Origin of the sequence: Pseudomonas sp. Irchel s3b5, from assembly GCF_900187435.1 — a bacterium.
Classification (GTDB): domain Bacteria; phylum Pseudomonadota; class Gammaproteobacteria; order Pseudomonadales; family Pseudomonadaceae; genus Aquipseudomonas.
This window is the reverse complement of the sequence record NZ_FYDY01000009.1, coordinates 137,645-159,448: the sequence shown is the minus strand read 5'-3', so window position 1 is coordinate 159,448 and position 21,804 is coordinate 137,645. Positions and strand designations below refer to the sequence as shown.

Sequence of the window (21,804 nt, the reverse complement as noted above, 5' to 3'; positions counted from 1 at the left end):
CAACGATTGACTGGCGGCGCGTGTGCCGGCCTTTGATGCGCGGTATACTGCCGCGCCTTTTTAGCGTCGCGCCAGCAGCCCCGGCGTGCCTTGAAAGGTGCTTGCAACCGACCGATGCACCCAAGCTGCAAGCACCTTATTGAATGTTCCCGTCTTTTAGAGGAGCGCGACTCATGACCGTGATCAAGCAAGACGACCTGATTCAGAGCGTTGCCGACGCCCTGCAGTTCATTTCCTATTACCACCCCGTGGATTTCATCCAGGCGATGCACGAGGCCTACCTGCGCGAAGAATCGCCAGCGGCCCGCGACTCGATGGCACAGATCCTGATCAACTCGCGCATGTGCGCCACCGGCCACCGTCCTATCTGCCAGGACACCGGCATCGTGACCGTGTTTGTCCGCGTGGGCATGGACGTGCGTTGGGATGGCGCCACCATGAGCCTGGACGACATGATCAACGAGGGCGTACGTCGCGCCTACAACCTGCCGGAAAACGTCCTGCGCGCTTCGATCCTCGCCGACCCGGCGGGCGCTCGCAAGAACACCAAGGACAACACTCCGGCCGTTATCCACTACTCCATCGTTCCGGGTAACACCGTGGAAGTGGACGTGGCAGCCAAGGGCGGCGGTTCCGAGAACAAGTCGAAAATGGCCATGCTCAACCCGTCCGACTCGATCGTCGACTGGGTTCTGAAGACCGTTCCGGAAATGGGCGCCGGCTGGTGCCCACCGGGCATGCTCGGCATCGGCATCGGCGGCACCGCCGAGAAAGCCGCTGTCATGGCTAAAGAAGTGTTGATGGAATCCATCGACATTCACGAGCTGAAGGCCCGCGGCCCACAGAACCGCATTGAAGAAATGCGTCTGGAGCTGTTCGAGAAGGTCAACCAGTTGGGCATCGGCGCCCAGGGCCTCGGTGGCCTGACCACCGTGCTCGACGTGAAGATCATGGACTACCCGACTCACGCGGCTTCGCTGCCGGTGTGCATGATCCCGAACTGCGCCGCCACCCGTCACACGCACTTCGTGCTCGACGGCTCCGGCCCGGTTGCCCAGGAAGCGCCACCGTTGGACGCCTACCCGGAAATCGTCTGGGAAGCAGGCCCGTCGGCCCGCCGTGTCAACCTCGACACCCTGACCCCGGAAGACGTGCAGAGCTGGAAGCCGGGCGAAACCGTCCTGCTCAACGGCAAGATGCTCACCGGTCGCGACGCCGCGCACAAGCGCATGGTCGAGATGCTGAACAAGGGCGAAACCCTGCCGGTCGACCTCAAGGGTCGCTTCATCTACTACGTCGGCCCGGTTGATCCGGTGCGCGAAGAAGTGGTTGGCCCGGCTGGCCCGACCACCGCAACGCGGATGGACAAGTTCACCCGTCAGATCCTCGAGCAGACTGGCTTGCTGGGCATGATCGGCAAATCCGAGCGCGGCCCTACCGCGATCGAAGCGATCAAGGACCACAAAGCCGTCTACCTGATGGCTGTCGGCGGTGCGGCTTACCTGGTGGCGCAAGCGATCAAGAAATCCCGCGTTGTCGCTTTCGCCGAACTGGGCATGGAAGCGATCTACGAGTTCGACGTCAAGGACATGCCTGTGACCGTTGCGGTCGACAGCAATGGCGAGTCGGTCCACATCACCGGTCCTGCCATCTGGCAGAAAAAGATCAGTGAAAGCCTGGCGGTAGAAGTGCAGTAAACGGCACTCAGGTCCGTTGAAAAAACCGGTTTGTCGGCAACGACAGACCGGTTTTTTTTCGCCTCGACAATGGCTCCCTCAGGAGAGAAGAACGCGATTCGCATGCTATGGTGCTCGCCCTTATTTTCGCCTGTTGCCGACCGCATGCTTCTGACTTCCCGCCCCTTGCGCCTGGCGCTCTACACCCTGCTGATCATCGCCGGCGCTGCCCTTGCCGCGACCCTGGCCATGCGTCAGACCGTGCGCCAGTCAATGGTCGAAGACGCATCCCGCGCCAATCAGCAATTGGCGCTGTATGCCAACTCCCTGCACACCCTGATCGAACGTTATCGCGCCCTGCCCGCCGTGTTGGCCCTGGACCCGGAACTGCGTTCGGCCCTCAAGGGAGCGGTGAGTGCCGAGCAGCAAGATGCGCTGAACCGCAAATTGGAGAAGATCAACGGCGCCGCCGAGTCCTCGACCCTGGAGCTGCTCGACCGCACCGGTCTGGCCGTGGCGGCGAGCAACTGGCGACTGCCCAGCAGTTACGTCGGCCACAATTACGGCTTCCGTCCTTATTTCAATCAGACCCGCACCCAGGGCACCGGGCGCTTTTACGCCGTGGGCGTGACCAGCGGGATTCCCGGCTATTTCCTGTCCAGCGCCGTCACGGATGACGAAGAGCGGTTCCTCGGCGCCATGGTGGTGAAACTCGAGTTTCCGGAGCTGGAGCGGGAGTGGAGCCAGGGCAACGACACGCTGTTGGTCAGCGACGCACGCGGGATCATCTTCATCGCCAATCAGCCAGGCTGGCGCTATCGCTTCCTGAAACCGTTGAGCGACAACGATCACGCCGAACTCAAGACCACCCGCCAATACGACAAACAAACCCTGACCCCGTTGGCGTTTGAGTCGCTGCGACGCTTCGACGACAACAGTGATCTGGCGCGGGTCGATGGCCCCGACGGCAAGGCGGACTACCTGTGGGAATCCCTGCCGCTAAGTACCGACGGCTGGACGCTGCACCTGCTGCGTCGCCCGCAGGTCGCCTTCGAAGACCGTCGCAACGCCGCCCTCGCCGCCGCCGGTCTGTGGCTGACGGTGGTGTTCCTGTTGCTGTTTCTCAACCAGCGCTGGCGCCTGGCCAAACTGCGCCAGCGCAGTCGCGAAGAACTCGAACAGCTGGTGGAAGAACGCACCCGCGACCTGCGCACAGCTCAGGAAGGCCTGGTGCAATCGGCCAAACTCGCGGCCCTCGGGCAGATGTCGGCGGCGCTGGCCCACGAAATCAATCAACCGCTGACCGCCCAGCGCATGCAGCTGGCGACCTTGCGCCTGCTGCTCGACCATGGCCGGGTTGATGACGCCTACAAGGCGCTCAAGCCTGTGGATGAAATGCTCACGCGCATGGCGGCCCTCACCGGCCACCTGAAAACTTTCGCCCGCAAAAGCCCCAGCGGATTGCGTGAACGCCTGGACCTGGCCAGCGTGGTGGATCAGTCTCTGCAATTGCTCGATACACGGTTGCGCGACGAACAGGTCAGTACCGTGTTGCACCTGACCCGCCCGGCGTGGGTGCGCGGCGATGCGATTCGTCTGGAACAAGTGCTGATCAACCTGCTGCGTAATGCGCTGGATGCGATGCAGGACAAACCCTGCAAACGCCTGGAAATCCGCCTCGAAGCTGACGAACAACTGTGGCGTCTGAGCGTCATCGACAACGGCGGCGGCATTACCGAAGAGAACCTGCCAAAGGTGTTCGATCCGTTCTTCACCACCAAACCGGTGGGCGATGGCCTGGGTATCGGGCTGGCGGTGTCCTTCGCTATCGTTCACGAATCGGGCGGCCGCCTGAGCGCGGACAACCACGATAACGGCGCGGTATTTACCATGACGCTGCCCATCGATCAGGAGGTTCAAGAACCATGCTGAACTCAGTGATGGTCGTCGACGACGAAAGCAGCATCCGCAGCGCCGTCGAACAGTGGTTGAGCCTGTCGGGTTTCGAGGTGCAACTGTTCAGCCGTGCCGATGAATGCCTGGCGCAGCTGCCGAAGCATTTTGCCGGGGTGATTCTCAGCGACGTGCGCATGCCCGGCATGACCGGCCTGGAACTGCTGGCCGAAGTGCAACGTCGTGACGCCGACTTGCCGGTGATCCTGCTGACCGGCCACGGCGATGTGCCGATGGCCGTCGAGGCCATGCGCGATGGCGCCTACGACTTTCTCGAAAAACCCTTCAGCCCCGAGACCCTGCTCGCCAGCCTGCGGCGCGCCCTCGACAAGCGCCGTCTGATTCTGGAAAACCGCGCACTGCACGAACAAGCCGACAACCGAGCCAAGCTCGACGCCACGCTGCTGGGCGTCTCCCGGGGCTTGCAGACTTTGCGGCGCCAGGTGCTCGACCTGGCGACGTTGCCGGTCAATGTGCTGATCCGCGGCGAGACCGGCAGCGGCAAGGAACTGGTCGCCCGTTGCCTGCACGACTTCGGGCCGCGGGCCGATAAACCCTTTGTTGCGCTCAACTGTGCGGCGATTCCGGAACAACTGTTCGAAGCCGAACTGTTCGGCCACGAAAGCGGCGCGTTCACCGGCGCGCAGGGCAAGCGCATCGGCAAACTCGAATACGCGGACGGCGGCACGCTGTTCCTCGATGAAATCGAAAGCATGCCGTTGGCCCAACAGGTGAAATTACTGCGGGTATTGCAGGAGCAGAAACTGGAGCGACTGGGTTCCAATCAAAGCATCCGCGTGGATTTGCGCATCATTGCCGCGACCAAACCGGACCTGCTCGACGAAGCGCGGGCCGGGCGTTTTCGCGAAGACCTGGCCTATCGACTGAACGTTGCCGAACTGCGTTTGCCGCCATTGCGCGAGCGCCGCGAAGACATTCCGTTGTTGTTCGAGTCGTTTGCCCAAAGCGCTGCCGAGCGCCTGGGTCGAACCTTTGCACCGTTGAGCGGGCCGCAGCTGAGCCATTTGTTGAGTCACGACTGGCCCGGCAACGTGCGCGAACTGGCGAACGTGGCCGAGCGTCAGGTATTGGGGCTGGGCGAGCCGGAACCGGCCGGCATTGAATCGGGTCAATCATTGGCAGCGCAGCAGGAAGCGTTCGAAGCGCAATGCCTGCGCGCGGCGCTGACCCGACACAAGGGCGACATCAAAGCGGTGCTTGAAGAACTGCAACTGCCGCGTCGGACCTTCAATGAAAAGATGCAGCGGCATGGGTTGAGCCGAGAGATGTTTTTGTAGCGTTTGGACGGGCCTCATCGCTGGCAAGCCAGCTCCTACAATGTGCGCACAGATCCACTGTAGGAGCTGGCTTGCCAGCGAAGAGGCCAGAGCAGGCACTGCAAATTCACGAACCCAATCAGCAGTTTTCCGCTCACCCCCAGCCAAACATAAGCGGATTTCCGCTCACCGAAACGACCTACCCCCTCTAAACCGGCCCTCTCCCCGTTGGCACAGCTCCTGCTATAGCCCTGACAGGCTGCGTTTAATCGCGCTCCACAAAAACAATTAAATGAAGGATCCTTCAATGGATAACTCCAACGCCCTGCCCCTTGGGTCGGCTGCCACGCCGGCTAAAGAAAGAACCACCGCCAGTCGCATCAAATCGATTTTCAGCGGTTCTGTCGGCAACATGGTCGAGTGGTACGACTGGTACGTCTATGCCGCCTTCTCTTTGTACTTCGCCAAGACCTTTTTCCCTAAAGGCGACACCACCGCACAACTGCTGAACACCGCCGCCATCTTCGCCGTGGGCTTCCTGATGCGCCCGATCGGTGGCTGGTTGATGGGCCTGTATGCCGACAAAGTCGGACGCAAGAAAGCGTTGATGGCCTCGGTGTACCTGATGTGCTTCGGCTCGCTGCTGATCGCCCTGAGCCCGAGCTACGAAGTCATCGGCATCGGCGCACCGATCCTGCTGGTGTTCGCGCGCTTGCTGCAAGGCCTGTCGGTCGGTGGCGAATACGGCACCTCGGCCACTTACCTCAGTGAGATGGCAACCAAGGAACGTCGCGGGTTCTACTCCAGCTTCCAGTACGTGACCCTGATTTCCGGTCAGCTCATCGCTTTGGCGGTACTGATTGTCCTGCAGAACTTCCTGACCACCGAGGAGCTGTACGCCTGGGGCTGGCGCATCCCGTTCGCCATTGGCGCGCTGTGTGCCGTGGTCGCGCTGTACCTGCGTCGTGGCATGGAAGAAACCGAGTCTTTCACCAAGAAAGAAAAGGCCAAGGAAAGCGCGATGCGCACCTTGATGCGCCACCCGAAGGAACTGATGACCGTGGTCGGCCTGACCATGGGCGGTACGCTGGCGTTCTACACCTACACCACGTACATGCAGAAATACCTGGTGAACACCGTCGGCATGAGCATCTCCGACTCCACCACCATTTCCGCCGCCACGCTGTTCCTGTTTATGTGCCTGCAACCGATCATCGGCGGGCTGTCGGACAAAATCGGTCGCCGGCCGATCCTGATTGCCTTCGGCATTCTGGGTACGCTGTTCACCGTGCCGATCCTCACCACCCTGCACACCATCACGACCTGGTGGGGCGCGTTCTTCCTGATCATGGCGGCGCTGATCATCGTCAGTGGCTACACCTCGATCAACGCCGTGGTGAAAGCCGAACTGTTCCCGACTGAAATCCGCGCCCTGGGCGTCGGCCTGCCGTACGCGCTGACCGTCTCGATCTTCGGCGGCACCGCTGAATACATCGCGCTGTGGTTCAAGAGCATCGGCATGGAATCCGGTTACTACTGGTATGTCACCGCGTGCATCGCCGTGTCGTTGCTGGTGTACATCACCATGAAAGACACCCGCAAGCATTCGCGGATCGTTACGGACTAAATCAAGCGGCAAAGAAAAGGGGCAGACCTCACCGGGATCTGCCCCTTTTTCATTGAATCAACATCCCCCCTGTAGGAGCCGGCTTGCCGGCGATGGTGTATCAGATCAGTGGTTGTCGACTGACACTCCATCGCGAGCAAGCTCGCTCCTACAGAGGTAGAGTCGACTGGAAATCAGCTGTTCATCCTTGCACTATGAACGCCTCCCGAACAATGCCCCGGAATCCCTTCATGCCCGACGACATCCACTATTACGAACCCGCCAACGGCCACGGCCTGCCCCACGATCCGTTCAACGCCATCGTCGGCCCGCGGCCTATCGGCTGGATTTCTTCACAGGATGCCGAAGGTCGCTTGAACCTGGCGCCTTACAGTTTCTTCAACGCCTTCAACTACATTCCGCCGATCATCGGGTTCTCCAGCGTCGGGCGTAAAGACAGCCTGAACAACATCGAGCAGACCGGCGAGTTTGCCTGGAACCTGGCGACCCGGCCGTTGGCCGAGCAGATGAACCAAAGCTGCGCGATGGTCGGGCCGGAAGTGGATGAGTTCGAACTGTCCGGGCTGACCAAAGTGGCGTCGAACATCATCCAGGTGCCGCGCGTCGCCGAAAGCCCGGTGTCGTTCGAGTGCAAGGTCACGCAGATCATTCAGTTGCAGCGCGCGGACGGGAATGTGGTGCCGAGCTGGCTGATTCTCGGCGAAGTGGTCGCCGTGCATATCGCCAAGTGGCTGTTGAAGGATGGGGTGTACGACACCGCCGCGGCAGAGCCGATTCTGCGCGGCGGTGGGCCCGCGGATTATTTCCAGCTGGGACCTGAAGCCTTGTTCAAGATGCACCGCCCGGGGGCGGTGAAGTAATCACCAGAGCAGGTCAGCGTCTTCTTTGACGTCCTTGAGGCGGGTCAACTCTTTCGCGGCCGCGAGATCGGCGTCATGGGCGGTCTTGAAGGTCTGCTCTTCCAGAACCTTGTGAAAGCGCGGGGCACCGGAACCACCCAGCGCTTTGACGGCGATGGCGGCATGATAACCACCCTCGCCCGGTACTACGGCGGAAACGGCTTCGAAGTGTTCAAAGGCTTTACGTGCCATGTCGCGAATCCTGGCTGATTGAGATGCTGCATTAAACCCTCAACCGGCCAGTTTGTGTACCGCTGCCCCCGACTGACGCAGGGCCTGCGCCGCCGACACGTCCTTGAACGTATGAAAATCCAGGCTGTTGACCACCAGTTCCTGCACCAGCTCGGCAAAAACCTCCATCGCCGGGGTACTGAAGTACGCAGTCATGGCTTGTTGATTGCTCCAGAAACCGGACACCAACCACAACTGCGGGTCGCACTGCGAATGCTGCAAGGCAAAATTCAGGCAACCTGGCGCCGCGCGGGACGGCTCAATCAGGGCACTGAGGCGCACGCCGAGTTCCGCCGAACGCCCGGCGCACGCTCGAACGAAGGCCATATGACTGACTGGGATTTGCGTGGACATGGTTCAACCCTCCCGGGGAGTCGCGTGGCAGCCGGGGGACGGGCTGCGACAGGATCAAAGGTTAAGGGCCGCGATGGGTGAGTCGTTAGTCGATTCCTGCCGGTGCGTTGCACAATCCTGCGAGACTGCATGAGTCGCCTGTAACAACGAGCAAAACCCTGTCACGGTTCTGTCATACGCGTTTTGTGTAGGAGCTGCCGAAGGCTGCGATCTTTTGATGTTGAAAGTAAACATCAACAGATCGCAGCCTTCGGCAGCTCCTACGGGGTTATCGGAGTTGTCGGCGGGTTGGCCGTGTTTGGGGACGAAACCCTCCCCGTGCAGAATCAGGCAAGCATCGGGCAGGATGTGTCTACCGCTGCGGCTTGCACAAACTTATGCTTTGCCCATTCCCCATGCCTTGCCGAGGATGCCTTGCATGTCGTCACTCGATCACTCTGAAACCCCGCTGGACACCGACATGGAGCACCAGCGCGCGGAGCTGGCGGCGATCATTCGCCGCAACACCGCCGAAGATGGCAGCTACGCCACGGCCATCGGTTCGTTGTTCATGTCGCGCCACAGCCAGTCCCACGAGTTCGCCCCGGTGCTGGCGCAACCGGCGCTGTGCATCATGGCCCAGGGCCGCAAGGAAGTTCAGCTGGCCAATGAATACTTCAACTACGACCCGCTGAATTATCTGGTGGTCTCGGTTTCGATGCCGCTGAGTGGTCGGGTGGTGAATGTCTCGGCCGAAGAACCGATCCTCGCCCTGCGTCTGGACATCGATCCGGCGGAAATCACCGCGCTGATCGCCGACGCCGGGCCCATGGGCGTACCCACCCGTCCGACCGGGCGCGGGTTGTATGTCGAAAAACTCGACAGCGCGATGCTCGACGCTGTGCTGCGCCTGGCACGTTTGCTTGAGACCCCGAAAGATATCGCCATGCTCGCGCCGCTGATTCGCCGGGAGATTCTCTATCGGCTGTTGCGCAGTCAACAGGGCCATCGGCTGTACGAAATCGCCATCGCCAACAGCCAGAGCCATCGCATCAGCCAGGCGATCAAATGGCTCAACGGCAATTTTGAACAGCCGCTGCGCATTGATGATCTGGCGAAGGAAGTGAACCTGAGCGTGTCGACACTGCATCACCGTTTCAAGGCGATGACGGCGATGAGTCCGTTGCAGTATCAGAAGCAGCTGCGCTTGCAGGAGGCGCGGCGGTTGATGCTGGCCGAGGGGCTTGAGGCTTCGGCGGCGGGGTATCGAGTCGGCTATGAAAGCCCTTCGCAGTTCAGCCGGGAGTACAGCCGATTGTTCGGGGCTCCGCCGTTAAGGGATTTGGCGCGGTTGCGGTTGTCGGTTTGATCAAGAGATTGTGGTGTTGCGGATGACGCTATCGCTGGCAAGCCAGCTCCTACAGTGATCTGCGGCGTTCACAGATCCTGTAGGAGCTGGCCTGCCAGCGATGGGGCCAGAAAGGCCCACAGTGATCTGCGGCGTTCACAGAACCTGTAGGAGCTGGCTTGCCAGCGATGGGGCCAGAAAGGCCAACAGTGATCTGTGGCGTTCACAGAACCTGTAGGAGCTGGCTTGCCAGCGATGGGGCCAGAAAGGCCAACAGTGATCTGCGGCGTTCACAGAACCTGTAGGAGCTGGCTTGCCAGCGATGGGGCCAGAAAGGCCAACATCAAATCCGGATCAAGCTCCCAATACTCGGCAAGCCTCCACCGGCAAGGTCACCGACACCGGATGCCCGATACTTAAACCAAAGCCCTGACACGGCGTGCTCAGCGCGGTAAACGACACCCCGGAACACTCCACCGTCGTCTCGATGGTCGCCCCGATATCCCGCACGAACGTCACCTTGCCCAACAACCGATTCCCCGCCGTCGCCTGTGGCGCCGACAGTTGCAGGTCTTCCGGGCGAATCAGCATCTTCACTTTTTCACCCACCACAATGCTGCTGCAGATCGGCACTTGCAGTGCATCGCCGCCCGGCAAGCTGACCTTCCCATTGCCCAGCACCGTGGCCGGAAAAATGTTGCCTGAGCCGATGAAGTCCGCAACGAATTCGTTCGCCGGATGGCGATAGATTTCGATCGGCGTGCCCACCTGCTGCACTTTGTGCTCCCCCAACACCACAACGATATCGGCCATGGTCATGGCTTCGCGCTGGTCGTGGGTCACCATGATGGTGGTGATGTTGAGGCGTTGTTGCAGCTGACGGATTTCCACCTGCATCGACTCGCGCAGCTTGGCGTCCAGCGCCGACAGCGGTTCGTCGAGCAGGAGGATTTTCGGGCGCGAGGCAATCGCCCGGGCAATCGCCACGCGCTGGCGCTGGCCGCCAGACAGCTTGGCCACCGGACGATTGATCATCGGTTGCAGCTGGATCAGCTCCAGCAACTCCACCACCCGCGCCTGCTGGTCAGCCTTGCTGACCCCGCGCAGTTTCAGCGGGTAGGCGATGTTCTCGCCCACGGTCATGTGCGGGAACAGCGCCAGGGACTGGAACACCATGCCGAAGTTGCGCAGATGCGCCGGGGTGTTGCCGATATCTTCACCGTCCAGGCGGATCTCGCCGCCGGTCAGGGTTTCGAGCCCCGCGATCATCCGTAGCAAAGTGGTTTTACCGCAGCCCGACGGGCCGAGGAAACACACCAGTTTGCCTTCGGGCAAATGCAGGTTTACATCTTTTACCGCGCAGGCCGAGCCGTAATGTTTCTCGACGTTTTCCAGAATCAGACCAGACATAAATCACCTCAAGAAATCAGAACGAAACGCCACCTTCACCCACCAGTTTTTCGAGCGCCCAGATCAGGACGAAGTCGATCAACACGATCAGCACGGCAAACGAAAATACGGTTGGGTCGAGCGAAGACACGGTGCGGCTGTACATCCAGATCGGCACGGTCATCACGTCGATGGTGTAGAGGAAATAGGTCACGGTGAATTCGTTGAACGAGACGATGAACGCCAGCAGCATGCCCGCCAGAATCCCCGACTTCATCAACGGCACCACCACATCGACAATCGCCCGCAGCGGTGAAGCACCGAGCATTTGCGCGGCCTCTTCGACTTCGCTGCCGATGGAGAGCATCGCCGCCGTGCAGTTCTTCACCACGAACGGCAAGGCGAGGATCACGTGGGCAATCACCAGGCGCGAGGTGGTCATGTGGAACGGCAGGCTGTCGAACACCAGCAGCAACGCCAGGCCCAACACCACCATCGGGAACACCAGCGGCAACGACATCAGTTGCAGCGCCACGGCCTTGCCACGGAACTCGCAACGGGTCAGCGCGTAGGCGGCCGGCACCGCGATGATCGTGGCGAAGATCATGGTCAGGCACGACACCATCAGGCTGGTGGTCATGGCCTGGCCGAGGCTCAACACGTCGCTGGAATCCGGTGAGACGAAGGTATTCCAGGCGGCTTTGTACCATTGCAGGCTGTAGCTGCTCGGCGGGAAGTCGAGGTTCGACGCGCCGCTGAACGACATGACGATCATGGTCAAAATCGGCAGCACCGCCAGCAGCAGGATGAAGCCGGAAAGGATGCCGGCAAACTTGCCGGTATCACCCGGCAACAGCGAGTGGCGCTTCTTGGTCAGGGTACTCATTGCGAAGCCTCCAGCATGCGCCGACGACGGCCGGTGATGTATTCGGACAGGGTCATGATCGCGAGCGTGGTGACGATCAGCACCACACCGGCGGCGGATGCGGCGGGCCAGTTCATCAGCGGGGCGATCTGGTCATGCACCATCACCGCCAGCATCGGCACACGCCGGCCACCGAGCAGCAAGGGCACCACGAAACTGCTGGCGTTGTAGGCGAACACCAGCGTCGCGCCAGTGATGATCCCCGGCATGCTCATCGGCAGCACCACCTGGCGAAACACCTGCAAGCGACTGGCACCGAGGGTGGCGGCAGCTTCTTCGTAACTGCGAGCGACGCCGCGCATGGCGCTGGCAATCGGCAACACGGCCAACGGGAAAGCGGTCTGCACCAGGCCCATCAACACGCCGTTCTGGTTGTACAGCAACATGATCGGACGCTTGATCAGGCCCAGGCCCATCAGCGCCTGGTTGAGCATGCCGCCCGGCCCGAGAATCACCAGCCAGCCGTAGCTTTGCAGCAGCAGGTTGACCAGCAACGGCAGCAACACCGCGGCGAGGAAAATCCGCCGTACGAACGGCGAAGTCAGACGCGACATGGTGTAGGCCACCGGGATCGCCAGGATCACAGCGATCACCGCGCTGATCAGCGCCAGGCGCAGGGTCAGCATCAGCGATTTGAGGTAATAGGGTTCCAGCAACTGGGCGTAACTGGCCAGGCTGAACCCGGACCATTCCGCGCCCTTGGTGCCAACGCTCATGCGCAGGACCAGCAGGCTGGCGGCGATCAGCACGCCGAGAAACAGCATCGACGGCGTGAGGAAAAGCCAGGCGCGCGCGGTCGGTGAAACACCCCGACGCGGGCGCGACTCAGCGACGCTGACCGAATGAGTCAAAGGTTGGTGTTCCATAGCAAAGGTCTCGTCAATGGAAGATCAGGCGCATGGCGAGTGCTGCGCACTCGATCGCTGGCAAGCCAGCTCCTACAGGTCATGCGCTGTTCTTGTAGGAGCGGGCTTGCTGGCGATGAGGCTCGAAGAGCCTCCCTGTCATTCAGATCAGGAAGAAAAGATTTCCGTGTAACGACGAATCCATTGGTCATGCACGCTGGCCAGGAAGGCGTTGTCGTGCATGATCGCCTTCTCGGCAATCTGCTCCGGCGTAAGGATGTACGGGCTCTTGCGTGCTTCGGCGGAGATGATCGCCTTGGCGTTGACCGGGCCGTTGTAGATGTCTTCCGCCATCTTGCCCTGCACCAGCGGGTCCAGAGAGTGGTTGATGAAGGCGTAGGCCATATCGGTATCGCCCGGACGATTCTTCGGCATCACCGACAGCATCAGGTCGGTGTAGAAACCTTCCTTCATGCCAAAGGTGGCACCCAGGCCGTAGGCCGGGTCGCGGATCTGTTTCGGGAAGAACGCCGGCGCGTACAGGCCGCCCATGTCCAGGGAACCGGTGCGGAACAGTTCGGCGATCTGGTTCGGGTTTTCGCCCAGGGTCACCACGCGGTCTTTCAGCTCGGCGAGTTTCTTGAAGCCCGGCTCGATGTTGTGCTCGTCACCACCGGCCAGTTTGGCGGCGATGATGATCAGGTCCATGGCCTCGGTCCAGTTCGGCGGAGGCAGGAAGATGTTCGGCGCCGCGTCGGCGTCCCACAGGGAGGCGTAACTGGTCGGGGCTTCTTTCTGGGTGCGGGTGCTGTAGACCAGGCTGTTGCACCACAACAGGTAACCGATGCCGTGACCGTTGGCGCCGGTGCGGTATTTCTCCGGCACATCGACGAGGTTGGGAATGCGGTTGAGGTCGGGTTTTTCCAGCAGGTTGGCGGCGGCCAGACCTTCGGCGCCGACGCCCGCCAGGGTGATGATGTCGTACTGCGGACGATCACCGCCGGCCTTGAGTTTGGCGACCATTTCCGAGGTACTGCCGGTGCGATCGGCGATGACCTTGCAGCCGTACTTGTCTTCGAAGGTCGCGGCGATGTTGCGCAGTGCGGCCAGGCCGGTGTCATCGGACCAGGTCAGCAATCGCAAGGTCTTGCCGGCAAAGCGTGTATCGCTGGCATTGGCCTTGATGAACGGCATGCTCATGGCGGCCGCTGCAACCGAGGCTACGCCCACGGTCTTGATGAATTGACGTCTGTTCAGATCATGCTCGCCCATTTACGGACTCCCTTTGTTTTTGTAGGTATAAGGCAGGTCGAAACTGTTGCATCCGCGCGACTGGATCAGCCTTGGCCCCTCTGTTTTCGGGGGTTTGGTTGAACCAGTGAGTTCATCCTGAGGTCGTGTAAAACACCTGACTATCGATAAAAACTCATTGAAGCCATGACGTCGGCGCATGCCTCATGTAGGAGCGAGCTTGCTCGCGATGGGTGCAAAGGCGCCACGTACATTCAGGCACCCCACGTCATCGTTGACGTCCATCGCGATCAGGCTCGCTCCTACAGGAAAGAGCCTTCAGATGGCCCGAATCACATGTTTGATTTCCTGGAAAGCCTGCAAGCCCCACGGCCCCAATTCGCGGCCGATACTGCTCTGCTTGTAGCCGCCCCAAGCGGTCTGCGGAAAGATCACCTGCGGCGCATTGATCCACACCAGCCCCGCCTGCAAGGCGTTGGCGACGCGGTCAGCAGTCTGTGCATTGCGCGATACGACACTGGCGACCAGACCGAACTGGCTGTCGTTGGCCAGGGCAATCGCCTCGGCTTCGGAGGCGAAACGGCGTACGCAAATCACCGGACCAAAAATCTCTTCACACCACAGCGCACTATCGAGGGGCACTTCGGTGAACACCGTCGGCTGCAAAAAATATCCGCGCGGCAGATCTGCCGGACGATTACCGCCGCAAATCAACTTGGCGCCAGCGCTCAAACCACGATCGATGTGGCCGAGCACACGCTGGTACTGCGCCTGATTGACCAGTGCGCCCATTTCCACGTCCGGGTCGAACGGGTCGGCCACGCGGATCGCTTCGGCACGGGTCTTCACTCGGTTCAGGAATTCATCGGCCAGTTCTTCAGCGACCAGCACGCGGCTGGTGGCGGAACACATCTGCCCGGCGTTGAAGAAACCACCACCGCAGGCCACTTCCACCGCCAGGTCGAGATCGGCATCGGCGAGCACCAGCAGCGAAGATTTGCCGCCCAGTTCCAGGCTCACGCCTTTGACGGTTTCTGCCGCCCGTTGCATGACCTGCACGCCGACCGCGTTGCTGCCGGTGAAGGAGATTTTCGCGATGCGCGAGTCAGCCGACAACGGAGCGCCAACGGCCAGGCCGGTGCCGCACACCAGGTTGAACACGCCCGCTGGCAACCCGGCATCCGCAATGATCGCGGCCAGTTCCAGCTCCGGCAGCGGCGTGACTTCCGAAGGCTTGAGTACCACGCAGCAACCGGCGGCCAAGGCTGGCGCGAGTTTCCACGCCGTGGTGACCATCGGGAAATTCCACGGCACGATCAGGCCCACCACACCGCAGGGTTCGCGACGCAAACGCGCGCTGAAGTCGTCGGTCGGCAATTCGACATTGCTGTCTTGTTTGGCGTCCAGTCCCTCGGCCAGACCGGCGTAATACTCGAACGTGGCGATCACGTCATCGACATCAATCGCGGCTTCGAACTGTGGCTTGCCGTTGTTGCTCGACTGCAAGTGCATCAGCTTTTCGCGATGGGCCTGCACGCCATTGGCGATCTTGCGCAGGATCGCGCCGCGCTCGGCGCCGGTGGTTTTCGACCAGTCGGTAAAAGCCAGGGTGGCCGCGCTCACGGCTTGATCAACAGCGCGTTCATCGCCGCCATTGGCGGTGGTCAACAGCGCTTCGGTCGCCGGGTTGATCACGCGCAAGTGTTCGTTGCCCGCCGACCATTGACCGTTGATGTACAGGCCATCCAGGTTGGTTGGAAAAGTCATTTCGACACCGCCTGCATCCATTCGGTCTGATCGACTTCAATCAGGGTCGGGCCCTGACGATCACTCGCCGTACGCAGCGCACCGCGCAGTTGTTCGACGCCACTGACCGCTTCGGCGGCGCAACCCAGGGCCTTGGCCACACCGATGAAATCCGGGGTGTAGATGTCGACGCCCACCGGTTCGATGGCGCGGTTGACCATGTATTTCTTGATCTCTTCGTAACCCTGGTTGTTCCACAACAGCACGATCACCGGGGTGCGCGCTTCAACGGCGCTGGCCAGTTCCGGCAGGGTGAATTGCAGGCCGCCGTCGCCGATCAGGCACACCACTGGCGGACGAGTGCCGCTTTCAACGCTGCCACCGAGCCAGGCGCCAATCGCTGCCGGCAAGGCGTAACCGAGGGTGCCGTAACCGGTGGACGAGTTGAACCAGCGACGCGGACGCTCAGGGTTGAAGGTCAGGTTGCCGGTGTACACCGGTTGGGTCGAATCGCCGACGAACACGGCGTCCGGCAGTTCGTGCAACACGGTTTCGAGGAAACGGGTCTGGGCCAGGGTCGGCCCATCCCAGGTCGCGGCCAGGTCTTCACGCAGGCGTGCGGCGCGAACCTGACCCCAATCATTGCGACGCTCGGCCAAGGATTTGTGCGACAGCGCACTGAGCAAGGCTTGGGCAGCGTTGCGCGAGTCGGACACCAGCGCCACGTGCGGCGGGTAGTTGCGCACGGTCTGGTCCGGGTCGATGTCGACACGCAGCAGCTTGCCAGGAATCTCGAAACCACCGGCAAAGGTCACGTCGTAGTCGGTCTCGGCCAGTTCAGTACCGATGGCCAGAACGACGTCGGCCTCGGCGACCAATGCGCGAGTGGCGACCAGGCTCTGGGTCGAACCGATCAGCAACGGGTGAGCGGACTCAAGCATGCCCTTGGCATTGATGGTCAACGCGACCGGCGCGTCGAGCAACTCGGCCAGTTCGGTCAGCTCGGCAGCGGCATCAATGGCACCGCCACCGGCGAGGATCAGCGGACGCTTGGCGCCGGCCAGCAATTCCGTCATGCGCGAAACGGCGGATGGCGAAGCACCGGCGCGGTCGATGTTGACCGGCAGGCTGTTGAGCAGTTCGTCGGCGTCTTCAACCAAGACGTCCAACGGAATTTCGATGTGCACCGGACGCGGACGACCGGCCTGGAACAGCGCAAAGGCACGGGCCAATACGCCCGGCAATTCCGACGCCGACATCAGGGTGTGGGAGAACGCCGCGACACCGGCACACAGCGCGCCCTGGTTCGGCAGCTCGTGCAGTTTGCCGCGACCGCCACCCAACTGGCTGCGCGATTGCACGCTGGAGATCACCAGCATCGGAATCGAGTCGGCATAAGCCTGACCCATCGCGGTGGTGATGTTGGTCATGCCAGGGCCGGTGATGATGAAGCACACACCCGGTTTGCCGCTGGTGCGGGCATAGCCGTCGGCCATGAAGCCGGCGCCCTGTTCATGGCGCGGCGTGACGTGGTTGATGCTCGAACGGGCCAGCCCGCGATACAGCTCCACGGTGTGCACCCCGGGAATGCCGAACACCTGCTCGACCCCGTAGCCTTCGAGTAACTTGACCAATACTTCGCCGCACGTCGCCATGTGAATTGCCCTTCTTGTTCGATTTGAGACGCCGGGCCTGCGCAGTGTTTATGATGGATTCGCAGGTCCAGGGATGGCCTCATTGGAACGGGCGACACATAGCCGCAACAATGGATAAAAAGTCATACTAGCCATGTCCTCACGTCATACCTTGGATCCCAATGAAACGACTGCCTCCCCTGCCGGCGCTGCACACTTTTCTGATTACCGCGCAGTGCTGCAACTTCACCCGGGCCGCCGAGCAACTGCACATCACCCAAGGCGCAGTGAGCCGACAGATCGCCGGGCTGGAAGATCATCTGGGTTATGAGCTGTTCATCCGCCAGGCCCGGGGTCTGGGTCTCACGGCCGAGGGACGGGAATGGCTGCCACGGGTGCAACAGATTTTCGGCTTGATCGACGAGGCCGTTGAACAGATCGGTGAGAAGCGCGAAACCTTGCAACTCAAGGCGCCGACCTGCGTCATGCGCTGGTTGCTGCCACGCCTGCTGCAATGGCAAAAGGAACGCCCGGACGTGCCGGTGGAACTGACCACCACGGTCAAGCACGGCGTGGATTTTCATCGCGAACAATTCGATGCGGCAGTGATGTACGGACCGCCGCCGGACAGTGCGTTGATGGCGCAAAAACTGTTCGATGAGCAACTGACACCGGTGTGTTCCAGACCCATGCTCGAAGGGCCGATGACGCTGCAAACACCGGCCGATCTGCAACAACATTTGCTGCTGCACCCGACCCGGGATGAGCGGGACTGGAAGGCGTGGTTGAAAGCGGCGGATGTGCACTTGACCAATGTCGGCAAGGGCCAGCATTTCGAAACACTGGACCTGGCGATGTCGATGGCGTCCCAGGGAACGGGGGTGGCGATTGGCGACTGGTCGCTGATCGGCGATGACCTGAACGCCGGGCGGCTGGTCATGCCCTTTGAATTGAAGGTAAAAACCGGGCTGGCGTATTACCTGGTATTCCCCGAAAAACCCACGCCTTCGCCGAAGTTGCGTGAGTTGATGGGGTGGTTGGTGGAGCAGGCTCAGTCACGCTGAGCCGCCCTTGTAGGAGCCGGCTTGCTGGCGAATATGGCGAGGGGGCTTGTCGGATCGCCGCACCGTCCCGCGCGGCTGAGCAGCAGTCGTAAGACCTGAAAACGCGGTGTACTTGACACATTGCAGGGGAGCGCTTCGCACTCCAGCGGGAGCAAGCTCCCTCGCCACAAAAAGCACCATCAACGCCTCACCGCATCAGCTCACTCACCCCACTTCATCTCGCCCTTGGCGACTTTGGCGCTCAGTTCCAGGGAGCTGTCTTCGCCCAGGGTCGGGAAGCGCTTTTTCATGGCGGCGATCAGTGCGGCAGCGTCCTTGGCCTTGGCGGTTTCTTCGTCGAAAGCCTTGATGTAATCAGCGGTGAACTGCACGGCGGCCAGCGAACGGGCGCTCTCGCCGAGGTAGTGGCCCGGCACAATGGTTTTCGGTTTCAGGGTTTCAATGGCATGCAGCGTAGCCAACCAATCAGTATGGGACTGCGCAGTTTGGGTATCGGCCATCCACACGTGGATGTTTTCTGCCACGACCACGCCACCGACCACTGCCTTGATCGATGGAATCCACACAAAGCTGCGATCTGGCTGTTTGCCTTTCAGGCCCACCACCTGCAACTTCTGCCCTTCGAGGATCAGGCTGTCGCCCTTGAGTACGTCCGGCACGATGGTTTTGGCCGGTACGTCCGCGCCCATCTTCGGCCCCCAGAAGGCCAGTTTGCCGTCGACGGTTTTCTTGATGTGGTCCACGGTGGGCTGCGATGCAAGCACCTTGGCCTTGGGGAATGCAGCGGTCAGGGTGTCGAGGCCGAAGTAGTAATCCGGGTCGCCGTGGCTGATGTAGATGGTGGTCAGTTGCTTGCCGCTGGCGCGGATCTTTTCGACCACGTGTTCGGCCTGGGATTTGCCGAACTGCGCGTCTACCAGGATCGCGTCTTTTTCGCCGCTGACGAGTACGGACGTCACCGGGAAAATCGCTTTTTCTCCAGGGTTGTAGACATCCAGCGTCAGCGTCGATGCACTGGCGTGGGCGGCAAAGCCGAGAGCGGCGCTGGCCAGTAAAATACGCTTAAACGTGGTGAAAACGATCATCTGTTGCTCCTTGGTTGAAATACGCCTTTGTAGGAGCCGGCTTGCTGGCGATGGTCTTTAACGAAAACCCATGCTGACCTGGAAAGCGCGGCGCCTGGGACAGCATCGCCAGCAAGCCGGCTCCTACAGAAGATGGAGGGAGCTTAGTTGCCTGACTCAGTACAAAAAATGCGATCCTTGGACATAGTTTGTTTCTGAAATCGGGCAAATCATGGATCGTCTACAAGCAATGCGTGTGTTCGTCACGGTGGTCGACCTCGGCAGTCAGTCGGCTGCCGCCGATCATCTGGAGCTGTCGAGGCCAGTGGTTTCGCGGTATCTGGCAGAACTGGAAGACTGGGTCGGCGCACGCCTGATGCACCGCACCACGCGCAAGCTGAGCCTGACCGCCGCCGGTAGCGAAATGCTGCCGCGTTGTCGGCAGATGCTCGACTTGTCCACCGACATGCAGGCCGCCGTCAGCGTCCCGGACGATGCCCCACGTGGATTGTTGCGGATCAGCGTCAGCACTTCGTTCGGCCAGGCACAACTGGCCGATGCCATGGCCGCTTACGTCAAGCGTTACCCCGGCGTCAGCATCGACATGCAGATGCTCGACCGCACGGTGAACCTGGTGGATGAGCGCATCGACCTGGCGATCCGCACCAGCAATGACCTGGACCCGAACCTGATCGCCCGCCGCCTGACAGTCTGTCGCTCAGTGATCTGCGCTTCTCCGGCTTATCTGCGCGAGCACCCGGCACCGCAGCGGGTAGAAGACCTGAGCCAGCACAACTGCCTCACCCATTCCTATTTCGGCAAAAGCCTGTGGCATTTCGAGCAGGACGGCGAGCAGGTTTCGGTACCGGTGCACGGCAACATCAGCGCCAATGAAGCCAGCACGTTGCTGCGCGCTGCGATGGCCGGTGCCGGGGTGGCGATGTTGCCGACGTATCAGGCGGGGGTGCACATCCACAGCGGTGAACTGGTGCGACTGTTATCCACAGCCGAACCTCGAGAGATGAGCGTGTACGCCGTGTATGCCTCACGCAAACACATGCCGACGGCGCTGCGCAGTCTGCTGGATTTTCTGGTGATCAGATTTCCGGAAGAACCGCAATGGGACGCGTATTTGTAAACACCGACCTTGTAGGAGCTGGCTTGCCAGCGATAGCGGCGTATCAAACAACATCAACGGTGACTGACACGCCCTCTTCGCTGGCAAGCCAGCTCCCACAAGGGGCATCAGCGCTCTGAATGCCGCGCCATGGCTGGTAACTCACCCGCGTTGACCTATGCTCAAAGTAATACCGAAAGGTATTCGTTCAGAGGTTAATGCCGTGAACATCAGAACAAGAAGATACCTCGCGATTTTCGTCACCTGCGCCGTCACCCTCGGGCTGTATGGCGCTGCTGCCTGGCGTGTCGAGCAGTTGCGTAATCTGCCCCGTGAGGCCGCGAGCTGCAATTACGAGCACTGCATTCCTCACAACGCGACCCTCAACGCCCTCCGATAACGAAGGGGATCAGGTCTCGTTGCCCTGATCGGCCTTCAAGCGGTCGCGGAACGCCTTTGGCGAGATCCCCACTCGACGTCGGAACAGGCGTGTGAAGTTGGTCGGATCAGAAAACCCCAACACATCGGACATTTCGTAAATGGTCATGCTGGTGTAGGTCAGCAAACGCTTGGCCTCCAGCAATTGCCGCTCGTGCATGATCTGCAATGCCGGTTGCCCCGCCAGTTCACGGCACGTGCCATTGAGGTGGGAGACGGAAATCCCCAGCCGATGCGCCAGGTCCTCGACCTTGACGTGCTGGCGATAAGTCTCTTCCACCAGCTGAATAAACCCGTTGAGGTATTCCCGTGCCCGCTGCGGTCGCGCCATGGCAGTGCGTCGCTGGATCACCTGACGGCTGACCCACACCATGATCACGCTGACCAGCGAATGCATGAGCATTTCCCGCGCCGGTTGGTGGCTGGTGTATTCGTTCTGCAACGCACTGAACAGGCTATTAAGGTACTCGGCATCTTTGCCGGCCGGGTAACTTTCAGACTGGGCCAGGGCATTCACCGAATGCCCCAGTTGCACCTGCAAATGGGCGATCAGTGGCGCCGCCAACGTGACCACGAAACCTTCCACATCCTCGGAAAAACGAAAGCCGTGCACCGAAAGCGGCGGCAGGATCTGGATCGCCGGTTCGCTCAGTTGCGTGCGTTGGCCTTCGATTTCAAGTTCTGCCTGGCCTTTGAAGACGAAAAGCAGCTGACACAGATCGGCATGGCGATGGGGTTTGATTTCCCAATGATGTTCGCGGCTGCGTTTGGAAATGGTTTCACAGTGCAGCAAGTCCGGGGTGGGCCAATCCAGGCTTTCACCGTAGAGCTTGAACACCGGAATCGAAGGCAGGTCAGGCTTGTTCATCACTTCAATCCAGGCCTCGGGGTTGATCTGGGGCGATAATCGCACCGATTGGCAGAATGTACAGCTATCGGCTCAGTTTTCACCTTCAATTGACAGACTCGCAAGTGAAAAATGCAAAC

Annotated in this window: 19 protein-coding genes; 9 read left to right on the top strand and 10 right to left on the bottom strand. The window is 60.8% G+C overall.

Translation table 11 applies throughout. The annotated features are described in order from the left end of the window. The first annotated feature begins 173 nt into the window (after window positions 1-173). The 5 genes from CKW15_RS13015 (at window position 174) to CKW15_RS12995 (ending at window position 7,393) form a co-directional block, all read left to right on the top strand. On the top strand, window positions 174-1,697 hold the full coding sequence (locus CKW15_RS13015; protein WP_095057103.1) for a fumarate hydratase: 1,524 nt from the start codon (window positions 174-176) through the stop codon (window positions 1,695-1,697). 144 nt (window positions 1,698-1,841) lie between these two features. Next, window positions 1,842-3,608, top strand: a complete 1,767-nt coding sequence (locus CKW15_RS13010) for an ATP-binding protein (protein ID WP_095057102.1) — start codon at window positions 1,842-1,844, stop codon at window positions 3,606-3,608. Further along, window positions 3,602-4,927 (top strand): sigma-54 dependent transcriptional regulator, encoded by a 1,326-nt coding sequence (locus tag CKW15_RS13005; protein ID WP_095057101.1) that lies wholly within the window; start codon window positions 3,602-3,604, stop codon window positions 4,925-4,927. Before CKW15_RS13010 ends, CKW15_RS13005 begins: the two co-directional genes overlap by 7 nt. A gap of 286 nt (window positions 4,928-5,213) precedes the next feature. Further along, entirely contained in the window at window positions 5,214-6,533 is a 1,320-nt protein-coding gene (locus CKW15_RS13000) for an MFS transporter (RefSeq protein ID WP_095057100.1), read from the top strand. Between the two features lie 230 nt (window positions 6,534-6,763). After that, a complete protein-coding gene (locus CKW15_RS12995; RefSeq protein WP_095057099.1) occupies window positions 6,764-7,393 on the top strand; it encodes a flavin reductase family protein in 630 nt (209 codons plus the stop codon). Here CKW15_RS12995 and CKW15_RS12990 read toward each other — a convergent pair whose 3' ends face one another. Continuing rightward, complete coding sequence (locus CKW15_RS12990) at window positions 7,394-7,624, bottom strand: hypothetical protein (RefSeq protein WP_095057098.1); 231 nt, start codon at window positions 7,622-7,624, stop codon at window positions 7,394-7,396. Window positions 7,625-7,663: 39 nt separating this feature from the next. Continuing rightward, the gene (locus CKW15_RS12985) at window positions 7,664-8,017 is read right to left on the bottom strand and encodes an antibiotic biosynthesis monooxygenase family protein (RefSeq protein WP_095057097.1); all 354 of its coding nucleotides are present in this window, start codon (window positions 8,015-8,017) and stop codon (window positions 7,664-7,666) included. A 418-nt stretch (window positions 8,018-8,435) separates the two neighbouring features. Between CKW15_RS12985 and CKW15_RS12980 the strand changes: the two genes are divergently transcribed. After that, window positions 8,436-9,365: an AraC family transcriptional regulator gene (locus CKW15_RS12980; protein ID WP_095057096.1), complete on the top strand. Its 930-nt coding sequence runs from the start codon at window positions 8,436-8,438 to the stop codon at window positions 9,363-9,365. A gap of 333 nt (window positions 9,366-9,698) precedes the next feature. Here the strand turns inward: CKW15_RS12980 and CKW15_RS12975 are convergent, their stop codons facing one another. The 6 genes from CKW15_RS12975 to CKW15_RS12950 all read right to left on the bottom strand — a co-directional run bounded on the left by CKW15_RS12975 (window position 9,699) and on the right by CKW15_RS12950 (window position 17,155). Further along, window positions 9,699-10,754 carry an ABC transporter ATP-binding protein gene (locus tag CKW15_RS12975; RefSeq protein ID WP_095057095.1) on the bottom strand — a complete coding sequence of 352 codons (1,056 nt, stop codon included), beginning with the start codon at window positions 10,752-10,754 and terminating at the stop codon, window positions 9,699-9,701. 16 nt (window positions 10,755-10,770) lie between these two features. Beyond that, the gene (locus CKW15_RS12970) at window positions 10,771-11,619 is read right to left on the bottom strand and encodes an ABC transporter permease (protein ID WP_095057094.1); all 849 of its coding nucleotides are present in this window, start codon (window positions 11,617-11,619) and stop codon (window positions 10,771-10,773) included. Further along, a complete protein-coding gene (locus tag CKW15_RS12965; RefSeq protein ID WP_095057093.1) occupies window positions 11,616-12,524 on the bottom strand; it encodes an ABC transporter permease in 909 nt (302 codons plus the stop codon). The genes CKW15_RS12970 and CKW15_RS12965 overlap by 4 nt, the downstream gene beginning before the upstream one ends. A gap of 147 nt (window positions 12,525-12,671) precedes the next feature. Beyond that, entirely contained in the window at window positions 12,672-13,775 is a 1,104-nt protein-coding gene (locus tag CKW15_RS12960) for an extracellular solute-binding protein (protein WP_095057092.1), read from the bottom strand. A gap of 297 nt (window positions 13,776-14,072) precedes the next feature. Continuing rightward, entirely contained in the window at window positions 14,073-15,521 is a 1,449-nt protein-coding gene (locus tag CKW15_RS12955) for an aldehyde dehydrogenase family protein (protein ID WP_095057136.1), read from the bottom strand. After that, window positions 15,518-17,155, bottom strand: a complete 1,638-nt coding sequence (locus tag CKW15_RS12950) for a 5-guanidino-2-oxopentanoate decarboxylase (RefSeq protein WP_095057091.1) — start codon at window positions 17,153-17,155, stop codon at window positions 15,518-15,520. Before CKW15_RS12950 ends, CKW15_RS12955 begins: the two co-directional genes overlap by 4 nt. Before the next feature lie 161 nt (window positions 17,156-17,316). Here CKW15_RS12950 and CKW15_RS12945 point away from each other — a divergent pair, with 161 nt between their 5' ends. Then, window positions 17,317-18,198, top strand: a complete 882-nt coding sequence (locus tag CKW15_RS12945) for a LysR substrate-binding domain-containing protein (RefSeq protein WP_095057090.1) — start codon at window positions 17,317-17,319, stop codon at window positions 18,196-18,198. A 200-nt stretch (window positions 18,199-18,398) separates the two neighbouring features. Here the strand turns inward: CKW15_RS12945 and CKW15_RS12940 are convergent, their stop codons facing one another. Beyond that, complete coding sequence (locus CKW15_RS12940; protein ID WP_095057089.1) at window positions 18,399-19,283, bottom strand: MBL fold metallo-hydrolase; 885 nt, start codon at window positions 19,281-19,283, stop codon at window positions 18,399-18,401. 211 nt (window positions 19,284-19,494) lie between these two features. Between CKW15_RS12940 and CKW15_RS12935 the strand changes: the two genes are divergently transcribed. Together CKW15_RS12935 and CKW15_RS28475 are read left to right on the top strand one after the other, a co-directional pair. Next, window positions 19,495-20,400, top strand: a complete 906-nt coding sequence (locus CKW15_RS12935; protein WP_218232050.1) for a LysR family transcriptional regulator — start codon at window positions 19,495-19,497, stop codon at window positions 20,398-20,400. 202 nt (window positions 20,401-20,602) lie between these two features. Continuing rightward, window positions 20,603-20,779, top strand: a complete 177-nt coding sequence (locus CKW15_RS28475) for a hypothetical protein (protein ID WP_177408776.1) — start codon at window positions 20,603-20,605, stop codon at window positions 20,777-20,779. A gap of 9 nt (window positions 20,780-20,788) precedes the next feature. Here CKW15_RS28475 and CKW15_RS12925 read toward each other — a convergent pair whose 3' ends face one another. Beyond that, on the bottom strand, window positions 20,789-21,685 hold the full coding sequence (locus CKW15_RS12925; protein WP_095057086.1) for a helix-turn-helix domain-containing protein: 897 nt from the start codon (window positions 21,683-21,685) through the stop codon (window positions 20,789-20,791). Between the last annotated feature and the right edge of the window lie 119 nt (window positions 21,686-21,804).